This window comes from Shewanella sp. GJ50-10, assembly GCF_055808815.1.
In genome coordinates, this window is the sequence record NZ_JBVVSS010000001.1 from 437,447 (window position 1) to 456,442 (window position 18,996).

The window sequence follows — 18,996 nt, forward strand, 5'->3', positions numbered from 1 at the left end:
GATCAAACGTGAAATTAGCTAAATAACTGAGACAGTTCAGTGTTTTATCGTTCTGCTCATCGTTAACACTTTCATGATTAAACTTGAAGAAAAACAGACTCTATTTATACGGGGTGAATCGATTGAGGTCAATCTTACAATGTTAATCGGCCTCAGCCGTCGGGTAAATGATTTGATCTTTATGCCTTATAGCAATTGATTCGTCTTCCTCGCTAAATTCAACTTTAAGCTCACCCTGTTTGAGAGATTGTTTACATTTCTCGATAGCAACTTCAATCTGCTGATCGTCTAATTGACCAAAGGAGCCGTCTTCTACTTGGGTTAATAAGTACTCTTTAATCAGATTGTTGAGGGTTTCTTGTGGCAATTGCAGCAGTGCTTCGTATGGAATTAGCATAAATTAACTCTTAATAACTTAACTTTTAATAAATTGGATAATGCGAGATTCTAGATAAAAAGTCGGTTTCCAAGGTGCGCCACCTGAGATAAAGCCTACATGGCCACCATTTTTATGAAGCTCATATTGAACATGTTCAGATAATTCTGCGCTCGACGGGATAACTGCATCAGTCATAAAGGGATCATCCTGAGCATGAATGACTAATGTCGACTTTTTAACATGCTTTAAAAATGGTTTACCACTTGCGCGTGTATAGTAATCAAAAACATCACTAAATCCATGCAGCGGGGCTGTTACTTTATCATCAAATAGATGAAAGGTTGTTAAGTTATTAATTTCATTGGCGGTAACAGGCATGTCACTGGTTAAATGTGATTCTGCGACTTTTGCCTGCATTTTATCTTGTAACTGCTTAATTAAATGTTGCTGATAGACAGTTGAGAAGCCGTTCTCTAACTTTTTAGCGCAAGCAGCTAAACACAAGGGCGCTGACACAATAATGGTTTTTTCTAATAGGCTTTCACTGCCTTGTTCGCCTTGATATTTGGCTAAGACATTACCACCGAGACTATAACCAACCGCATAAAGCGGCGAGTCAGGATATTGCTGTTTTAGCTGGGTTAGGGTGAAGTGGATATCTTGGGTATCACCACTATGATAACTGCGTGCTAGTCGATTAGGTTCGCCAGAACAACTACGGTGATGGTGTACCACAGCGCAAAGTCCATTATCTTTGGCGGTTTGAAGCATGCGGCGAACATAGTGAGAGTCACTGCTACCTTCAAGGCCATGCAAAATGACTAGAATCGCTTGGCCATTACTTGCTTCTCCCACCCAATCCAAATCAATGAAATCACCATCAGATAGCTCTTGTCTCTGTCTAGAAACTGCTGGTTTGTCCACTTTGAAGAATACGGGTAAAATCGTTTGAACATGGGCACTTGCAGCCCACCATGGCGGAGAGAAAAGCTTTTTCATATGGGTATTTTATATGCAATAGTTTGTTAATATTCAAACGTATGTTTAAATGTTGGTTGAGTTCACTTTATCATAGATACTTTTGTGGCAACAAATAAGGCATTTCATGCTTTAGGTTTATGCTAACGGGAGTCAATAATAGAAAAGGGATAACAATGAAAAGAAGAACCTTTTTAACAGGTGCGTTTACTGGCACAGCTGCGCTCGCTTTGGGGGTAAGTTTATATACCCCAGAAGTGACTGACAGTCCTGACGATACCCACCGTCTATTATTTGGTGTGCTGATACCCGTGTTTATGGATGGTGCACTACCTGAGGTTGCTAACTACCGTGAAGCATTTCTTAATAGAACTATAAATGCTATCAATCAAACCATTAGTGTATTGCCTGAGCACCAAAAGCAAGAGTTAGAGCAATTACTTACGATGCTTGAGTCAAGATTTGGCGTGCTGATCCTCACCAGTAGTATTACTCCGCTGATGTTAAGAACACCTGAGCAGTTAAATGAAATGTTAGAACATTGGCGTCATCATTTTCTTGAGATGATGCAAACTGCGTATATAGGTTTGCGAGAACTCATCATATCCAGTTATTACGCTTGCCCCGAGCATTGGGGACGCCTTCATTATGCTAAGCCTACTTTTTTAGATGCCTAAGCTGTTTGTATTTTCAAAAATAATATTAATTCTGGAGTAACAAATGGCAGCAAATATCATTGATCCGATTACCACTGGCTTAGCTGCGGGGTGGCAGCACATTGATGCTAATCAACTCACTGAGAATCAACATTTTGAAGCTGATGTAATAATTGTTGGCACAGGAGCTGGCGGTGGCACAGCTGCCGAAATCCTCACCGAAGCTGGGCTAAGTGTCATTATGGTTGAAGGTGGACCATTGAAATCTTCTAGTGACTTTAATATGGAAGAGCGAAAAGCTTATCCAGATCTATACCAACAAGCTGCAGCGATGAAAACTTCTGATAAAGGTATTGGAATATTTCAAGGTAGAAGCGTTGGTGGCTCAACGACTGTTAACTGGACCACTTCAATCAGAACGCCAAGTAACGCATTAGCTTTTTGGGAGAAAGAAAAGTCTGTATCAGGGCTCTCTGCTGACTCATTAAAGCCTTGGTTTGAAAAAATGGAAGCCAGACTTAATATTAGTGAATGGCAATTTCAGCCCAATTTGAATAATGCCGCATTAAAGGAAGGCTGTGAAAAGCTGGGTTGGGATTACACCGTCATTAAGCGCAATGTTAAAGGTTGTTGGAATACTGGCTACTGCGGAATGGGCTGCCCAGTAAATGCAAAGCAGTCAATGTTAGTGACCACAATTCCCAGTGCGTTAGAGCAAGGTGCAACCTTAATTTCAAATGCTAAAGTGATTGATTTAAAGCATAAGGGCGACAAAGTTGAAGGCTTGTCGGCTAAAGCGCAGTCAGGCAGCTCAAGTGCAGCTACACTGACTTTTAGCGCTAAACACTATATTTTAAGCGCCGGTGCAATTCATACGCCGACCATTTTAATGCGCGCCAACACGCCTGACCCTCATAAATTACTCGGTAAGACATTTTTACATCCGACCTTACTGTCTGGGAGTATTTTTGATAAACAAATTGATGGTCATAGCGGAGCGCCGCAGTCGATATACTCGGATGAGTTTGTTTGGCGAGATGGTGCAGCGGGCGAGATAGGTTATAAGCTTGAAGTACCGCCAATTCATCCAGTGCTGATTGCTTCGAAAACCATAGGTTATGGCCGAAGCCATGCAGAGTTAATGAGCCATTTTAATAACCTTCAGGTGATGATAGCGCTAGTCAGGGACGGCTACTCAAACCAAAGTCCTGGTGGCCAAGTTAGGCTCACAGATAAAGGATTTGCACTCGATTATCCACTGGAACAACCTTTTTGGGATACCGCAAGACGCGCCTTTGCCACTATGGCTGAACTGCAATTTGCTGCCGGTGCTAAAAAAGTGTTGCCAATTAATGATGGTGTCGAGATGCAGCTTAACTGGGCGCAAGCTAAAGAAACGATTAATACTATGGATATTGGTCTACTTAAAACTATTGTTGCCTCAGCACATGTTATGGGTGGTTGCGCAATGGGTGAAGATAAAGCAATGTCGATGATCAACAGCGAAGGCCAATCTCATTATTTTGAAAACTTATCAGTGATGGATGGCTCCATGTTCCCAACCAGCTTAGGTGCTAATCCACAATTATCTATTTATGGCATAGTGGCTAGAAATGCGACTTTACTTGCTGAGCGTTTAACAGCTAAAACCTAGTAATAAAAATAGTTGTAAATGTAACTAAACTTTATAAACCGACTGTAATTAGTCGGTTTTTTTGTTGTTAATAACCAGACAAAAATCACTCAGTATTATGACACTTTTATTAAATATCAGTTTTTAGGTATATACGTAATTGCGTATATCTGTTTTTGCGTATATCTTTGTTGCATATCTTTTCATTGCATTATGTCGTCATCGTTATTTGTATTATTTTAAGCGTTTTAGTCAGTGATATATCAAGGCTGCACTATTTAATCACGCTAATGAATCAAAAGAACGGTGGGGGATTAAAGAGGTTATCCATGCAACCCAGCGTGTTCTTTAAATGTTTAGCAGATGAAACTCGATTAAAGAGTTTAATTTTAATCTCGCTCAATAAAGAGTTGTGTGTCTGTGAGTTAATGGCGGCACTTGATGATAGTCAGCCCAAAGTATCACGACACTTAGCTTTGCTGCGCAGAGAAGGCCTATTAACTGACAGAAGACAAGGGCAGTGGGTGTTTTATCGTCTTAATGACGCGTTACCACAATGGGCTAAAGACGTTGTCAGCCAGACAGCATCTGGCAATCAACTATTTATTGAACCCTATGTAAAGCGGCTCGCTGACATGGTCAACAGACCTAACTGTAATAGATGCTAAATGCTTAAAAGAAATCAATTTATTTAAAACGGTAATACCAAGACAAAGGTTGAGTTATGACAATTAAAGTAGGAATTAACGGTTTTGGCCGTATGGGACGTTTATCTTTTCGTGCAGCATTTGATTGGGATGATGTTGAATTTGTACAAATCAACGATCCTGCAGGTGACGCTGCTACACTCGCTCACTTAGTTAATTTTGACTCAGTTCATGGCCGCTGGGCCCATGAAGCCGTTGCCACTGACAATATCATTGAAGTGAATGGGCATAAGATTGTTTGTACTGCCAACAAAGCAATTGCTGATACTGATTGGTCGGGTTGTGATGTGGTGATTGAAGCCTCAGGTAAAATGAAAACCAAGGCAAAATTACAAGCTTATTTAGATCAAGGTGTGAAACGTGTTGTTGTTACGGCACCAGTTAAAGAAGATGGCGTGTTAAATGTGGTTATGGGCGTGAATCATCAAGATTATGATAAAGCGATTCACCCAATTATTACTGCAGCATCTTGTACTACTAACTGTTTAGCGCCTGTTGTTAAAGTGATCCATGAGTCATTAGGTATTGTTCATGGTTCAATGACCACCATCCACGATATTACTAATACTCAGACGATTCTCGATGCGCCCCATAAAGACTTACGCCGCGCTCGTGCTTGCGGCATGAGCTTAATTCCTACGACCACAGGTTCAGCGACTGCGATTACGCATATATTTCCTGAGCTTAAAGGCCGCTTAAATGGTCACGCAATCCGTGTTCCGTTAGCGAATGCTTCAATTACTGATTGCGTATTTGAAGTTAGCCGCGAAACCACTGAAACCGAAGTGAACCAATTACTCAGCGAAGCAGCAGCAGGTGAGCTTGATGGTGTACTTGGCTTCGAAACCAGACCTTTAGTGTCAATTGATTATAAAACTGATCCACGCTCAGGTGTGATTGATGCCCCATCGACCATGGTTGTTAACGGTACACAAGTGAAACTGTATGTTTGGTATGACAATGAGTGGGGCTATGCTAATCGCACTGCAGAACTTATGCGTTTAGTTGGCTTACAAGATAAAGTCGACGCTTAATTAATGAGTAAGTTAATTAAATCAGTATTTGCAGAGTGATATAGGGTTGTAGCAATGTCTTTTGTGGCTAAACTGGCAAATTTGCCCACTGAAATCAAACAGTACTTAATTGTGACGGGTAATTACTGGGCTTTTACACTGACAGATGGTGCCTTGCGCATGCTGGTGGTGCTGCATTTTCATGGGCTAGGTTTTAGCCCAATTGAAATTTCGATGCTGTTTTTATTCTACGAAATCTTTGGCGTAGTCACTAACTTGGTTGGTGGCTGGCTAGGAGCAAGAGTAGGGTTAAATCGCACCATGAACATTGGTCTTGGAATGCAAGTCGTTGCACTATCAATGTTGTTAGTCCCTACAACATGGTTAACCGTAGTATGGGTTATGGCAGCTCAGGCTTTATCTGGTATAGCCAAAGATTTGAATAAAATGAGCGCCAAAAGCGCGATTAAGACATTGGTTCCCGCTGGTGCTGAAGGTAAGTTATACCAGTGGGTTGCTATTCTTACAGGCTCTAAAAATGCTCTCAAAGGTGTGGGCTTTTTCTTAGGTGGGGCTTTATTAAGTCTATTTGGTTTTCAAATCGCTATTTTGATCATGGCTGTGGCGTTGCTGCTGGTTTGGGTATTTAGTGTTTTAACCTTAAAAAGCCAATTAGGAAAAGCGACAGCTAAACCCAAGTTTACCGAGATATTTTCTAAAAGTAGTACCATCAACTACTTATCTGCTGCGCGGTTGTTTTTATTTGCCGCAAGAGATGTATGGTTTGTGGTGGCGCTACCGGTGTTTCTTGCTAGTCAATTTGGCTGGGGTCATTGGTATGTTGGTGGCTTTTTAGCGCTTTGGGTTATCGCTTATGGCGCAGTGCAATCTTTTGCCCCTTACTTTACCGGTAAGAAGCAAGGCAAAGTGCCTGATGGTAAAAGTGCTTTTGTGTGGGCGGCGGTGTTAGCTGTTATCCCTGCAATGATTGCATTGGCATTAACTGCTGATTGGCATATTCATCTTGTGTTAATTGGTGGTTTACTGGTTTTTGGTGGTTTGTTTGCTGTGAACTCTTCGATGCATAGTTATTTGATCGTGAGCTATGCAGATAAAGATGGCGTGTCTTTAGATGTTGGTTTTTACTACATGGCGAATGCCATGGGTAGGTTGATAGGTACGTTATTGTCTGGTTGGGTATTTCAGCAATACGGGCTTGAGGCTTGTTTGTGGCTCTCGAGTGTTATGATTGCGCTTGCTGCTATAATTTCAACTCGGTTACCGCAGCATAATGGTTAATCTGCACTGCTATGAAGAGCTGTTTTTACGATGTGAATAACAAATAAGCTGCAGAAACGGTTTATCCGCCTTTGCAGCTTTTAAGCGCTTTGTAATCCAATAAAGTAATCGGCATCGATACCAAATAGGCACAAATAATTGTCTGTGTTGTAAGTATCATTACTAGAATCGGTAATGGTACTTATCCCTTCTGATTCAAATTGATTTAATTTCTTTAGCAGCATTTGTTGGGTTTTACGCTCCATCATCAACTCAATGTCTAACATTTGCTGATACTCACCGGCTTGTAGATGAGATTTGGCTAGGCGACGTAACTTTCGATATGGAGTGACGACTTTAGTATCCCAATCTTCAATAGTTGCAGCTAATGTTTCCCATTGTGCCAATGGTAAATGATGATTTTGCTGATCTAGATATTGAGCTAACAATAGTAGGTTTACATTAACTTGATAGTCATCTTGAACACTGATGTAACTTAGTGGGTTTACCGCGTAGCGTGTGTCGCATTCACGCCAAATTAATGAGTTAAACTGCTGCACAGTGCCTTCTCCGAAAAGTAAATATCCATTTTATTGAGATTAATACAAGCTTGTTTTTAATTTGCTGTAATCGTTATTTTTCAACAGCATATAGTGCAATTAAGAAGTCGTTTTTGCACATAAAACAGTTTCATACCTTGATCCGTTTCAGAGTTTTTAAAACACTGAAAATGTCAGGTGTCACCCTCAGTGTTATCTTCAGCTCTTCCTTTTGTAGCTTAACTCAGATTGAACTCTTGCTCGATAAGTTCAATCTGCTCTTGGATTTCAAGCCATGTCATTTCGCTTTCATCCATTGCTTGAGTGAGCTCAGTTCTTTCATTAAGCACTTTAGTCATTTTAGCTTTATTTTCAGCCTCGTAAAGCGAACCATCTGCCAAATCAATTTCAAGTTCTGCTAAACGGCTTGTTATCTTCTGCTGTTGAGTTTCGAGCTTAATTTGTTGCTTACGTAAAGGTGACACTTTTTGTCTTAGCTCAGCTTCAATGCGCTTTTGCTGTTTTTTATCAATGGTTGGCTTGGCATTGCTATCTTTTACTTCTGAAGATTGCGCCGTTTTTGCTGCATCTAATAACCATTGATGATAATCATCAAGATCGCCTTGGAAAGGCTTCACTGCACCTTGGTCTACAAGGTAATAGTCACTACAGCTTAACCGTAAAAGATGTCGATCATGTGACACAATAACCATAGCGCCTTCAAACGTCTGCAGTGCCATCGTTAATGCGTGACGCATTTCTAAATCAAGGTGGTTGGTTGGTTCATCTAACAGCAGCACATTAGGCTTCTGCCACACTAACAAGGCTAATACTAAGCGCGCTTTTTCACCGCCAGAGAATGGCTTGACTGGCGACATTGCCATATCGCCATTAAAGCCAAAACCACCTAAGAAATTACGTAACTCCAGCTCCTTGGCATTAGGCGCCAAACGGACTAAGTGCTGCAATGGAGTGTCATCTAAACTCAAAAATTCGATTTGATGCTGGGCAAAGTAACCAATATTAAGGCCTGGATTTGGTTGGTACTTACCTGTTTTGGGTTCAAGATCCCCTGTAAGCAACTTAATCAGGGTTGATTTACCCGCACCATTACGACCGAGTAAACCAATACGAGCGCCAGGCACTAAGTTGAGTTTTACTTCGCTTAAAATCGTTTTTTCACCGTATCCAATGGATACGTTTTCCATGGTGACCAATGGGTTTGGCAGCGCATCTGGCTCACGAAAAGCCATATGGAATTGACTATCCACCTGAGAAGGTAGCAAGTTGGCCATTTTCTCTAAGGCTTTTAAGCGGCTTTGGGCTTGTTTAGCTTTACTGGCTTTGTATCTGAAACGATCCACAAAAGACTGCATATGAGCACGCTCTTTTTGCTGACGTTCAAATGCAGCTTGTTGCTGCGATAATCTTTCTGCGCGAATACGTTCAAATGAGCTGTAATTACCTTTGTAGTAATTCAGCTTAGCGTTTTCAACATGAACAATTTCATCGACGATACCATCAATAAAATCTCGGTCATGACTGATTAGTATCAAAGTGCCTTGGTAGGCTTTAATCCAACCTTCTAACCAATACATGGTATCTAAATCTAAATGGTTGGTTGGTTCATCAAGTAGTAATAGATCCGAGCGGCATAACAGGGCTTGAGCCAAGTTAAGACGCATTCGCCAACCACCTGAAAAGCTTTTAACGGGATTACTTTGCTCGGCCTCACTAAAGCCTAAACCTGCCAACAGTGAGCTACCACGGGAACGAATAGCGTAGCCACCGATTGCATCTATTTTGCCATGAATTAGGGCAATGTCATGCCCATTATCTTCTTCCTGCGCTTTAACTAATTGGGCTTCAAGTTGTCTAAATTCAATATCACCATCAAGTACATACTCAAGTGCTGATACTTCCAGAGCAGGTGTTTCTTGAGCTACTGTCGCCACTTGCCAGCCTGCAGGTAAACTAAATTCCCCCTTATCCAGCTGTAACTTGCCTAAAATAAGCGCCAACAATGAAGATTTCCCAGTACCGTTCGCGCCAACTAAGCCGACTTTATGACCAGGATAAATGGTGAGATTGGCTTCGTCGAGTAGGGTTTTAGTTCCGCGAATGAGCTGGGCTTGGCTGATGTTAATCATGAATGGCAACTTGATTGGTGATAATACAAAAAGTGCAGCGATAATAGCGTAATTGATACTTTTTTAACACTAGAGCGAGACTGGATCAGCCAATTCGTGGCAAAATACTGCTATTGATATCGCAATTGCACAGAAGAACAATAATAAGATTATGGCTAAAATTAAAAAACGCTTTGTAGCAGGGGCAAAATGTCCTAAATGTCATGCTCAAGACAGTATTCAATTATTTAAAGAAAATGGTATTGAAACCGTTGAATGTACCGATTGCGATTATCGTGAGCAGCAAACTGAAGCTAAAGTGGCAGAAAAAGCCACTGGTAATGTGATTGGGGTATTTAAGCCTGATTAAATAGATTTATTCTTACTAGAGTCTGCTGGATAAGCCGTGTGAGCGGCTAATGATAGATTTAGTATTATATTTAACTTGGAACTGATTGAGGTATGTCAGGTAATAGAATCAGTTAATTAGAAAGGAAGAAAAAGGCTAATCGCTAAACAGTCGTTAGTTTTAGCCTTCTTCTTTAGCTAAATCACTGTCATTAGCGCTTTCAGCAAGAATTTTATTTTTGTGTTCAACCAATACGATAATCACGTGGCGGTTGTTCTTCATTAACTCATCAAAACGGTTATTGATTTCAGATAAGTCTTCCACATAATCAGGATCATCTTTCTCTTTTTTGTGCCAGTAGCGATTACGATCAAGTTTTTGAATTTCACTAGCGCGCAAAATTTCAAAGTAACTGTTTTCTTGCTTGAGTCGGTAAACTTCACTATCAAGCAATTGAATGAGTTTCTCTTTTGAAATGGTTTGCTTATTGAGCAAGGCTTTCAGTGGGTCTTCTTTTAAGACAATTTTATCTGAATCAACTTCAGTGGTGATCCCCAATTGATATTCAATTTTATGCTGACGAAATTCCTTCGGACAGACAGTTTGACTGAAGGCAATTTTATTGTCCTTCATACATTTATAAATTGTATTGGCTGAGGCAAAGTTGGGCCCCATAAAAAATACAATCAATAATGTCAGTAATAGTCTAATTGGCATGCGGCCACAGATCCTTTTGTATCTCTAATATTACCTTAACACTAGTGTTAGAGGCTTATCAGATGGTTACCGCTAGTTGGCCAATATCCATTGGCACTAGTAGGTTGTGAATTATTATAGTCGGTTGTAGTAATTATGTTTAATATACTTATTTACTATGGCTTAATTTTAACGATAAAACCAGTTTTTTGACAGTGGATTTTTTATTGTCACTTGAGAACTTTGCGTTAAATTTGTAAGACTTAGTACACAATCAACTAAGTCTTACAATCTGAATGGCGAATAGATTAGCGGGTAAAGGTAAGATTATCGATTAGGCGGGTGTTACCCAAATAAGCAGCAACTAAGATCACAAGATTAGTATCTGAGGTTTTTACTGGGGCTAAATTTGAGGCATTTCTGACGGATAAATAATCCATCTTAAAGCCAGCTTCAACTAACAATGTTGCTGCGAGCGCTTCGCTTTGCTCAATATCCTTGCCATTGGTAACCTGAAGCGCCAGTTCATCCATGCATTGTTTAATAGCGGCAGCTTGTTGTTTTTGTTCTAAGGTTAAATAGCCATTTCTTGAGCTCATGGCTAAACCCGATGCTTCTCTGATGGTGTCAATGCCAATAATTTCAATTGGTAATGATAAATCTTCAGCCATGGCTTTAATCACCATAAGCTGTTGATAGTCTTTACGACCAAAAACTGCCACATCAGCTTGAACGATATTAAACAGCTTGCAAACTACCGTCGCGACACCGCGAAAATGTCCTGGTCGACTTGCGCCGCAAAACTCATCGCCAATATTTGGCACTTCAACAAAAGTCTGCTGCTCAAGCCCTTTAGGGTAGATGATTTCAGGCGTCGGGGTAAACAGTAATTCAGCGCCTGCATTCACTAAGGCTTCACTGTCCGCAGCTAATGTACGCGGGTAGGCATCAAGATCTTCATTTTGGCCAAACTGCATTGGATTGACAAAAATAGACACAACAACATGGTCTGCACGCTTTAAGGCTTCAGTCACTAATGTGATATGGCCTTTATGCAAATTTCCCATGGTTGGAACAAAGGCAACGGTATCACCTTGCATGTGCCATTGTTTTACTTGAGCTCGGATTTCAGCAATATTCGCTGTGGTAATCATTAATATTTACCTAGTTGTACGATATATTTTCAAGCGTTTGGTTATCTAAAATCAGTTGCACAAACCCAAACGCTGCTATCAGTGGTTATAAAAGAGTTCTTAATTAAAAGAGTGCTCATCTGCAGGGAAAGTGCCATTGGCCACTTCTTCAATATAGGCTTTTACAGCTGAGCGAATTTCGCCTGTTTGCTGTAAATAGTTCTTAGAGAACTTAGGAATATAACCACTAGAAATCCCTAATACATCATGCATGACTAAGATTTGTCCGTCTGTATCACGGCCAGCTCCAATTCCAATAACCGGAATGGTTAACGCTTCAGAGATACGCTTAGCTAAAGAGCTAGGAATGCATTCAACCACAAGTAATTGAGCGCCTGCATTTTGCAGTGCTAAGGCATCATCAACCATACGTTGTGCTTTGTCTTCTTCACGGCCTTGTACTTTAAAACCGCCAAATACATGCACTGATTGCGGGGTTAAACCTAAGTGGGCACAAACTGGAATACCGCGCTCAGTGAGCATTTTAACGCTATCAAGTAACCACTCGCCGCCTTCAAGTTTGACCATAGTCGCGCCAGCTTGCATCAGAATCGCTGCATTGGCCATGGTTTGTTCTGGGGTGGCATAACTCATGAACGGCATATCTGCGATAAGCAGAGCACGTTGACAGCCGCGGTTAACACTGGCTGTGTGGTAGGCAATGTCATTAACCGTCACAGGTAAAGTGTCCCTGTGACCTTGAAGCACCATACCTAAAGAATCACCGACCAGTAAAACATCGACGCCTTCACTATCAAATGCACCTGCAAAACTGGCATCGTAAGCGGTGAGCGCGGTAAATTTCTTACCTTCTTGTTTGAATTTAATGAGGGTTGAGCTAGTGACTTTTGACATAATAAACTCTTAGAAGCAATTCATATTCAAGTAATGGATATGCGATGCCAACGGCACAAAAGCTGATTAAATTTGAACTAATTCAGCTCGCATTTCACGGGTAATTAAGCTTGTTAATTCGGTATTGCAAGGCAGTACTAACTCTTGATTAATATCTGCAAGTGGAATGAGAACAAAACTGCGCTGCTTCATTCCATAATGGGGGACTGATAATCGAAGTTCATCGATGATTTGCTTTCCATACAACAAGATATCTAAATCCAGTGTACGAGGCCCCCAGCGTACTTCTCTGACACGGCCTTGAGTATTTTCAATTTCTTGCAGTGCATCGAGTAAAACAAGAGGTTCAAGGTCAGTGTTAAATTGTGCCACACCATTGACGTAATCAGGTTGCTCTACATCGCCCATTGGGACTGAACGATAAAGTGGCGACACAGTCACTTCAGAATTTAATGCAATGCTTTTTAAAGCCAGTACAGCATGATGAATTTGCTGTACTGGTTTATTTAGGTTTGCACCTAACGCCACATATACCGTGGTGCTCATGGTTAACCTTTATTGTCAGCTTTAGGTGCTGGTTTGGTTTCCGGTGCACCTGAGGCATCTGTTTTTGGTTTGTTTGGGCGGCGACGCTTGCGCTGGTGCGCATTGCGATTACGACTCGGGCCCTTTTTACTGCTTTTAGCTATTTCAGAACGCTCTTGTTCGTCGGCTTCAACAAAGGACTTCCACCAAGCGGCAATTTTACCAATATTGCCCGCTTCGGCTTCACCACGAAGTAGCAATAAATCATAAGCTGCGCGGAACTTAGGATGCTCAAGAAGTTTAAAAGCACGAGTGCCTTGGCTACGTTCAAGACGTAATTGTAACTGCCAAATATCTTTTGCTGGTGTGCTAAAGCGACGTGGAATACTGATGGTGCGACATTGCTGCTCCATCACATCACCCATAGCTGCCACGTGGGCATCATAATGGGTTAAACCACTTTCTAGCGCTATATCATCAGCACGTTGCTTTAATGGGTACCAAAGCAGGGCAGCGTAAAAGAATGCTGGTGTCACAGGTTTGTCTTGGCTAACGCGTAAATCGGTGTTGCTCATAACTGCATTAAGCATTTTGGCTGTATAGCCATTAGGTTGCTCTTTGATTTGCGCTGAAATTTGCGGGAATAATGGCTGAAATAAGCCTAAATCTCGCATCATTTCATAATTAGCTTGTGCTTTACCGGCAAAAAATAGCTTCAGTACTTCTTCGTACATTCTTGCAGCAGGAATATCTTTCAGCAGCGGTGCTAACTCTTTAATTGGCGCTGCTGTTTTTGGCTCGATTTGCATATCAAGCTTAGTGGCAAAACGCACAGCACGAAGCATACGTACCGGATCTTCACGGTAACGAGTTTCAGGATCACCAATCAAACGAATGGTTCTGGTATCTAAATCGCTAATGCCGCCGCCATAACTGCGGATCGAGTAATCACTGATATCGTAATAAAGTGCATTTACCGTAAAGTCACGGCGCTCGGCATCTTCATCGATTTCGCCATAGACGTTGTCACGTAACAAGCGACCTTCTGCATTAGATTTTGAAATCTTGTCGTCGGTTTCACCGTGATGGCCACGAAACGTTGCCACTTCAATGACGTCACGACCAAATACAATGTGGGCCAATCTAAATCTACGTCCAACAAGACGGCTATTACGGAATAATTTTTTGATTTCTTCTGGGGTAGCGTTAGTCACTACGTCGAAATCTTTAGGTTCCATGCCTAAAAGAATATCGCGAACACCACCGCCAACTAGATAGGCTTTGTAACCAGACTTACTAAGTCGGTATAGGACTTTGAGTGCATTTTCACTGATTTGACGCCTAGATATTGTATGGGCATCTCTGGTGACAATGTCCAGGCGCAGTCCGTCATCCTGAGCTTCTGGCTCAATGACTGGAGTGGATTTATTGTCTTCAAACAGTTGTTTGCAGAATTGGCTAATACGGCGAAAAATAATACACCTCGAACGATACGATTAATGGTTAAAATAAAATGGTTAAAAATCTGGCGGCTATGATATACCAATTGTAAGCTAATGAGTATATCACTGCGCTATCAGAATCTCAGATACTTGAGGAATATCAGTAATACTAAATTGCTCGCAAGCTTGTTTTAGCATGATATCCACATGGTCTATGTCTACTTGTGCTTGACCTAAAAACGCTAAGGCTGCATTTATACTGGCTTGTGGCCGTTTTACATCAATGGCATTGGCATAATTCTGTTTAGATAATTTAAATCCAGGTTTGGTGCAAGCAAGGGGTAAATGCAGCCAGTTTGGCGAACAAAAACCAAGAATTTTATTCATGCTGAGCTGTCTGCAGCTGGTTTCGAGTAAATCGCAACCTCGGACAATTTCTGTGATGCCTTGAAAAGCGTCATCGATAACCACGGCCAGCTGATATGCGTATAAGCCATCACTGCGTTTGATGATAAAGTCTTCGCCAGCAAAACCTTCACTAACTGTCACATTGCCCATTAATAAGTCATCAAATTGAGCTGTTTTGGCGCTATTTCGAATTCGAATAGCGCCTTGATTGAGTGGCGTCGATAATTGTCCGCAACGACTATCGTATACACCGCCCATTTGACCAATTTGTTTTCGGGTGCATTGGCAAAAGTAGGCTAAGTCATTATTTAATAGTGTATCAATTTGATTTTGATACACTTCTGTTCGCTGACTTTGATATAACTCTTGGTCATCCCAACATAATCCATAGGCTTCTAGCGTCGCTAGAATGTCACGGCTCGCACCCTTTACTTCACGTGGAGGATCAATATCTTCAATACGAACCAACCATTTTCCATTTTGATGTTTTGCGCGAAGGTAACTTCCGAGTGCAGCAATGAGGGAGCCGAAATGTAATGGGCCAGAAGGGGATGGAGCAAAGCGACCAATATAATGAGGTGAGTTCACCGATATACCTTTTGCTTAAATCAGTTTAGCGACAGGAAAAATACAAAAACAAAGGGCGAGAATAATCTCGCCCAATATACTGATATCGGAAAACAGTATGAACCGATTGTCAGTGGTTGCTGAATTAGCCAGCCATTTGCTTTTCTTTAATTTCAGCAAGTGTCTTACAGTCGATACATTGATCAGCTGTTGGACGTGCTTCAAGACGGCGGATACCGATCTCAACACCACAAGAATCACAGAAGCCAAAATCATCTTCTTCAATTTTTTGTAATGTTTTTTCAATCTTTTTAATTAGTTTACGTTCTCTGTCACGAGCACGTAATTCTAAACTAAATTCTTCTTCCTGGGCTGCGCGATCAACTGGATCTGGGAAGTTAGCAGCTTCGTCTTGCATATGGTTCAACGTGCGGTCAACTTCTTCACGTAACTGGTTACGCCAAGCTTCTAAAATCATTTTAAAATGACCACGTTGCTCTTCACCCATATACTCCTCACCAGCTTTTTCCTGGTAAGGTTCTACACCTGCGATAGCGAGTACGCCGAGTTTTTTGGTGCCTTCAGGCATAACGCATCTCCTGTAATAATTAGCGATTTATGTGCGTCGTAAAATTTATGGCCGCTATCTATAGCAGAAACTCTATAGCGTGGCAAATTATTTGATTAGTATTTTTATCTTTTTTGAACTAAACAATTACTTTGCATGAACGGGTCAGGGTACTTGAGATAGCCGATAATTCAGTTTGATAAGCTAAAACTTCTACGCCGCTATTTACCGCTTGTTTTAGTAATAATGCATATTGCGGATCGATATGCTCTGCAGCTTGCACGATATTGATACCAGTATGCTGAACAACAAACAGCAATACTGCTCTATGACCTAGACTAACCATATGCATTAGCTCGCGCAAATGCTTTTGACCCCTTGTTGTGACTGAATCGGGGAAATAGCCTACTGTTTGCTCTAATAATGTACAGCTTTTGATTTCCACATAGCATAAAGGACGATTGTCGTCGCTTAATAGGATATCTATGCGGCTATTTTCGTCACCGTATTTAACCTCTCGCTTAATGCTGGAGTAACCCGCTAACTCAGTTATCACTCCTGCTTTTATGGCTTCTTCTGCTAGAGCGTTGGCTCTGCCAGTGTTAATACCAATAAGGTGTTGCTCTGTTGTTTGCGCTATTTCCCAGGTATTGGGGTATTTGCGTTTAGGGTTGTCAGAGGTCGAAAACCATACCTTTTCACCTGGGAATAAGCAGTTTTTCATTGACCCAGTATTCGGGCAATGAATGGTTATTTCTGTTCCGTCATCGAGTCTGACATCCGCTAAAAAACGTTTATAGCGTTTAATCAAGGTTCCCTGTTGCAGCGCTGGGGTAAAGTCCATGAAAAAGTTTTCTCCGAAAAATAGTGTTTACACTTTTTATTGATAACTATATTGGTTTTTGTCACGTTTCATTATCGAATTACAGTACACTTAGCTCATTAGAAACAAAAGTTACAATGCAAGAACAACAAGGAAATCATAATGGAAATAATGATCGTTACCCTAACACAAGAAGCGCCACAGAGCCTTTGGGGTAAAGCAGATGTTACTTATCAAGGCAGCCAAGCATTAATTCACTTATCTGGTACTGATGAATTACGTCAGATACAAATGGCCGCGAGAAAAATTCGTAGCCAAGGGGTGGATAAGGTTCAGTTAGAAGGTGCACTTTGGAGCATAGATTCACAATGGGCTTTCTCACAAGGTTTCACCACGGCTAAAGGTGCATTTGAAGTACTTTGGTGTGGGGATAATGATACTCAAAAGACCTTAACTCATCGCTCAGAGTCGGCAAGTTTTGCCCGTATGCTGGTCAACGAGACACCAGAAGAATTATCGCCAGTGATTTTGGCTAACCATGCAGCTAAATGGTTAAAAGCAATCGGTGGTGACAAGGTCAGTTATGAAATCATTGAAGGCCAAGAGTTATTAGAAGCCCAGTGGATCGGTTTACATGCTGTAGGCCGCGGCAGTGAACGCCCGCCTGCTATGTTGGTACTTGATTTCAATCCATTAGATGCAGATGCCGAGGTATCAACCGCCTTAGTGGGTAAAGGTATCACTTTTGATTCTGGCGGCTACAGCATTAAGCCATCTGAAGGCATGCTTGATATGAAGTGCGATATGGGCGGTGCGGCGACAGTAACTGCTGCATTAGGCCTTGCAATGAAAGCTGGCCTTAATAAACGCGTAAAACTTTTCTTATGCTGTGCTGAAAACCTTATTAGTGGGCATGCATATAAGTTAGGCGACATTTTAACTTATAAGAATGGTGTGACCGTAGAAGTAGTGAACACTGATGCTGAAGGGCGCCTAGTGCTTGCTGATGGTTTACAGGCTGCATCTGATACTGGTGCAGAGCTGATTATTGATGCGGCAACATTAACAGGCGCTGCAGTAATGGCAGTAGGTACTAACTACAATGCTATTTTCTCTCCACAAATGGAAACCTTGCAACTGGCGCAGCAACAAGCGGCAACAGTGGCTGAAAACGTATGGCCTTTACCATTAGATGCTTGGCACAAAGATATGTGCCCATCTCCTTTTGCTGACACCGCAAATAGCCGTGCAATGAAAGGTGGCGGAGCAGGTGGAGCTTCAAATGCTGCTGGTTTCTTATGGCGTTTTGTGCGTCCAGACGTTAACTGGTTACATATGGATTTAGCTGGCGCTTATGCATCATCTGCTAACTCTCTATGGAGCGCTGGTGCGACAGGTCATGGTGTACTGACAATTGCAGCGATACTGAATAAGTAACAGTATTATTGTGTAATAGCATGTCGATGTACCATTCAAAAAGCCGCTATATGCGGCTTTTTTGTGTCTTAAAATTGGCTCACTATATCAAAGGCCAGCTTTTAATGGGGATATATTGAACCCCAGCAGCTGTGGTTTGTGACTCAAATAAAGTGAGTTCATCGATGTTTATGACGATTGGATTAAACTTGTTTGATTTGCTGGTTTCACTTGTGTTTAAAAGGTCGCCTATTGATTGATGCTCAAAAGCTATTGAGCTTACTTGGCGAAATAAGCTGATATGAGGTCGATAAGCATGTTGGCTTTGATATAAATTAAGCTTTTTAGACATCTTGGCTAATTGCACAGCAATATTAGCTAACTCATTATTGGCTTCCCCTTCTATACACACTACCTTGGCATTCGGCCAATAAGCGATACTTTCAAGGGTTTGACTGGAGCGCTTGAATGACATTGACGAGATAAAAGAATCGATTTGTTGCATATGCTTTTGACTGGTCAGTCCTAAGAATACGGCTGTTATGTGTAAATTAGCTATTTGCACAGGTTTTGCTGACGGATTGATTATCGCTACTAACCGTTGCTGTATGTCGATTAACTCTTGCTGATTACTGAATGTTATGGAAATTCCAATAAAAGTGCGTTTACTATCATTTTTGGACATTAAACCACCTTATAAATCGTTGTTAATTGAATTGTATCGCAAAGAGTTATTATCTAGGTTAATTTATGGTCCCTAATTAAAGATAATCGGGTAGGTTGCCGTTTTTAATCTAATATTACATATATGGATTAAAAATGTGGTTAACTTTAAGGGAAGT

At 41.3% G+C, this 18,996-nt stretch carries 20 protein-coding genes; 7 read left to right on the plus strand and 13 right to left on the minus strand.

Annotated elements, in window-relative coordinates; translation table 11 throughout:
- Positions 1-142: 142 nt before the first annotated feature.
- The gene (locus AC0L4E_RS01800) at positions 143-397 is read right to left on the minus strand and encodes a YheU family protein (protein ID WP_473677734.1); all 255 of its coding nucleotides are present in this window, start codon (positions 395-397) and stop codon (positions 143-145) included.
- Between the two features lie 18 nt (positions 398-415).
- Positions 416-1,378: a hydrolase gene (locus AC0L4E_RS01805; RefSeq protein ID WP_473677735.1), complete on the minus strand. Its 963-nt coding sequence runs from the start codon at positions 1,376-1,378 to the stop codon at positions 416-418.
- A gap of 155 nt (positions 1,379-1,533) precedes the next feature.
- Between AC0L4E_RS01805 and AC0L4E_RS01810 the strand changes: the two genes are divergently transcribed.
- From AC0L4E_RS01810 to arsJ, 5 genes are all read left to right on the plus strand, one after another.
- Positions 1,534-2,034, plus strand: coding sequence for a TAT leader-containing periplasmic protein (locus AC0L4E_RS01810; RefSeq protein WP_473677736.1), 501 nt, complete (start codon positions 1,534-1,536; stop codon positions 2,032-2,034).
- Positions 2,035-2,077: 43 nt separating this feature from the next.
- Positions 2,078-3,667 carry a GMC family oxidoreductase N-terminal domain-containing protein gene (locus AC0L4E_RS01815; protein WP_473677737.1) on the plus strand — a complete coding sequence of 530 codons (1,590 nt, stop codon included), beginning with the start codon at positions 2,078-2,080 and terminating at the stop codon, positions 3,665-3,667.
- Between the two features lie 308 nt (positions 3,668-3,975).
- Entirely contained in the window at positions 3,976-4,314 is a 339-nt protein-coding gene (locus AC0L4E_RS01820; RefSeq protein ID WP_473677738.1) for a metalloregulator ArsR/SmtB family transcription factor, read from the plus strand.
- A gap of 56 nt (positions 4,315-4,370) precedes the next feature.
- Positions 4,371-5,387: an ArsJ-associated glyceraldehyde-3-phosphate dehydrogenase gene (locus AC0L4E_RS01825; protein WP_473677739.1), complete on the plus strand. Its 1,017-nt coding sequence runs from the start codon at positions 4,371-4,373 to the stop codon at positions 5,385-5,387.
- Positions 5,388-5,441: 54 nt separating this feature from the next.
- On the plus strand, positions 5,442-6,665 hold the full coding sequence (gene arsJ / locus AC0L4E_RS01830; RefSeq protein WP_473677740.1) for an organoarsenical effux MFS transporter ArsJ: 1,224 nt from the start codon (positions 5,442-5,444) through the stop codon (positions 6,663-6,665).
- Positions 6,666-6,745: 80 nt separating this feature from the next.
- Here arsJ and AC0L4E_RS01835 read toward each other — a convergent pair whose 3' ends face one another.
- A complete protein-coding gene (locus AC0L4E_RS01835; protein ID WP_473677741.1) occupies positions 6,746-7,204 on the minus strand; it encodes a TIGR02444 family protein in 459 nt (152 codons plus the stop codon).
- Between the two features lie 218 nt (positions 7,205-7,422).
- Positions 7,423-9,333: an ABC transporter ATP-binding protein gene (locus AC0L4E_RS01840; RefSeq protein WP_473677742.1), complete on the minus strand. Its 1,911-nt coding sequence runs from the start codon at positions 9,331-9,333 to the stop codon at positions 7,423-7,425.
- 151 nt (positions 9,334-9,484) lie between these two features.
- Here AC0L4E_RS01840 and AC0L4E_RS01845 point away from each other — a divergent pair, with 151 nt between their 5' ends.
- The gene (locus AC0L4E_RS01845) at positions 9,485-9,682 is read left to right on the plus strand and encodes a YheV family putative zinc ribbon protein (protein ID WP_473677743.1); all 198 of its coding nucleotides are present in this window, start codon (positions 9,485-9,487) and stop codon (positions 9,680-9,682) included.
- Positions 9,683-9,841: 159 nt separating this feature from the next.
- Here the strand turns inward: AC0L4E_RS01845 and AC0L4E_RS01850 are convergent, their stop codons facing one another.
- The 8 genes from AC0L4E_RS01850 to sfsA all read right to left on the minus strand — a co-directional run bounded on the left by AC0L4E_RS01850 (position 9,842) and on the right by sfsA (position 16,759).
- On the minus strand, positions 9,842-10,378 hold the full coding sequence (locus tag AC0L4E_RS01850; RefSeq protein ID WP_473677744.1) for a DUF4124 domain-containing protein: 537 nt from the start codon (positions 10,376-10,378) through the stop codon (positions 9,842-9,844).
- A gap of 287 nt (positions 10,379-10,665) precedes the next feature.
- Entirely contained in the window at positions 10,666-11,511 is an 846-nt protein-coding gene (gene panC, locus AC0L4E_RS01855; protein WP_473677745.1) for a pantoate--beta-alanine ligase, read from the minus strand.
- A 99-nt stretch (positions 11,512-11,610) separates the two neighbouring features.
- Complete coding sequence (gene panB / locus AC0L4E_RS01860; RefSeq protein WP_473677746.1) at positions 11,611-12,405, minus strand: 3-methyl-2-oxobutanoate hydroxymethyltransferase; 795 nt, start codon at positions 12,403-12,405, stop codon at positions 11,611-11,613.
- Between the two features lie 66 nt (positions 12,406-12,471).
- Positions 12,472-12,951 (minus strand): 2-amino-4-hydroxy-6-hydroxymethyldihydropteridine diphosphokinase, encoded by a 480-nt coding sequence (gene folK, locus AC0L4E_RS01865; protein ID WP_473677747.1) that lies wholly within the window; start codon positions 12,949-12,951, stop codon positions 12,472-12,474.
- A gap of 2 nt (positions 12,952-12,953) precedes the next feature.
- Positions 12,954-14,315, minus strand: coding sequence for a polynucleotide adenylyltransferase PcnB (pcnB, locus tag AC0L4E_RS01870; RefSeq protein ID WP_473681462.1), 1,362 nt, complete (start codon positions 14,313-14,315; stop codon positions 12,954-12,956).
- 180 nt (positions 14,316-14,495) lie between these two features.
- On the minus strand, positions 14,496-15,368 hold the full coding sequence (gluQRS, locus tag AC0L4E_RS01875) for a tRNA glutamyl-Q(34) synthetase GluQRS (RefSeq protein WP_473677748.1): 873 nt from the start codon (positions 15,366-15,368) through the stop codon (positions 14,496-14,498).
- 124 nt (positions 15,369-15,492) lie between these two features.
- Positions 15,493-15,936, minus strand: coding sequence for an RNA polymerase-binding protein DksA (gene dksA / locus AC0L4E_RS01880; protein ID WP_055024924.1), 444 nt, complete (start codon positions 15,934-15,936; stop codon positions 15,493-15,495).
- 118 nt (positions 15,937-16,054) lie between these two features.
- The gene (gene sfsA / locus AC0L4E_RS01885; RefSeq protein WP_473677749.1) at positions 16,055-16,759 is read right to left on the minus strand and encodes a DNA/RNA nuclease SfsA; all 705 of its coding nucleotides are present in this window, start codon (positions 16,757-16,759) and stop codon (positions 16,055-16,057) included.
- A 141-nt stretch (positions 16,760-16,900) separates the two neighbouring features.
- On the opposite strand from sfsA, the gene pepB reads away from it, so the two are divergent.
- Positions 16,901-18,175, plus strand: coding sequence for an aminopeptidase PepB (gene pepB, locus AC0L4E_RS01890; protein WP_473677750.1), 1,275 nt, complete (start codon positions 16,901-16,903; stop codon positions 18,173-18,175).
- 82 nt (positions 18,176-18,257) lie between these two features.
- Here the strand turns inward: pepB and thpR are convergent, their stop codons facing one another.
- Complete coding sequence (gene thpR, locus AC0L4E_RS01895) at positions 18,258-18,839, minus strand: RNA 2',3'-cyclic phosphodiesterase (RefSeq protein ID WP_473677751.1); 582 nt, start codon at positions 18,837-18,839, stop codon at positions 18,258-18,260.
- Between the last annotated feature and the right edge of the window lie 157 nt (positions 18,840-18,996).

Bases quoted from the DNA above. Each gene is read 5' to 3' on its own strand.
- sfsA (WP_473677749.1), bottom strand. From the start codon at position 16,759: ATGGACTTTACCCCAGCGCTGCAACAGGGAACCTTGATTAAACGCTAT.
- panC (WP_473677745.1), bottom strand. From the start codon at position 11,511: ATGATTACCACAGCGAATATTGCTGAAATCCGAGCTCAAGTAAAACAA.
- AC0L4E_RS01805 (WP_473677735.1), bottom strand. From the start codon at position 1,378: ATGAAAAAGCTTTTCTCTCCGCCATGGTGGGCTGCAAGTGCCCATGTT.
- AC0L4E_RS01845 (WP_473677743.1), top strand. From the start codon at position 9,485: ATGGCTAAAATTAAAAAACGCTTTGTAGCAGGGGCAAAATGTCCTAAA.
- AC0L4E_RS01840 (WP_473677742.1), bottom strand. From the start codon at position 9,333: ATGATTAACATCAGCCAAGCCCAGCTCATTCGCGGAACTAAAACCCTA.
- arsJ (WP_473677740.1), top strand. From the start codon at position 5,442: ATGTCTTTTGTGGCTAAACTGGCAAATTTGCCCACTGAAATCAAACAG.
- AC0L4E_RS01800 (WP_473677734.1), bottom strand. From the start codon at position 397: ATGCTAATTCCATACGAAGCACTGCTGCAATTGCCACAAGAAACCCTC.
- AC0L4E_RS01825 (WP_473677739.1), top strand. From the start codon at position 4,371: ATGACAATTAAAGTAGGAATTAACGGTTTTGGCCGTATGGGACGTTTA.
- folK (WP_473677747.1), bottom strand. From the start codon at position 12,951: ATGAGCACCACGGTATATGTGGCGTTAGGTGCAAACCTAAATAAACCA.
- thpR (WP_473677751.1), bottom strand. From the start codon at position 18,839: ATGTCCAAAAATGATAGTAAACGCACTTTTATTGGAATTTCCATAACA.
- dksA (WP_055024924.1), bottom strand. From the start codon at position 15,936: ATGCCTGAAGGCACCAAAAAACTCGGCGTACTCGCTATCGCAGGTGTA.
- AC0L4E_RS01815 (WP_473677737.1), top strand. From the start codon at position 2,078: ATGGCAGCAAATATCATTGATCCGATTACCACTGGCTTAGCTGCGGGG.
- AC0L4E_RS01820 (WP_473677738.1), top strand. From the start codon at position 3,976: ATGCAACCCAGCGTGTTCTTTAAATGTTTAGCAGATGAAACTCGATTA.
- panB (WP_473677746.1), bottom strand. From the start codon at position 12,405: ATGTCAAAAGTCACTAGCTCAACCCTCATTAAATTCAAACAAGAAGGT.
- AC0L4E_RS01810 (WP_473677736.1), top strand. From the start codon at position 1,534: ATGAAAAGAAGAACCTTTTTAACAGGTGCGTTTACTGGCACAGCTGCG.
- pepB (WP_473677750.1), top strand. From the start codon at position 16,901: ATGGAAATAATGATCGTTACCCTAACACAAGAAGCGCCACAGAGCCTT.
- AC0L4E_RS01850 (WP_473677744.1), bottom strand. From the start codon at position 10,378: ATGCCAATTAGACTATTACTGACATTATTGATTGTATTTTTTATGGGG.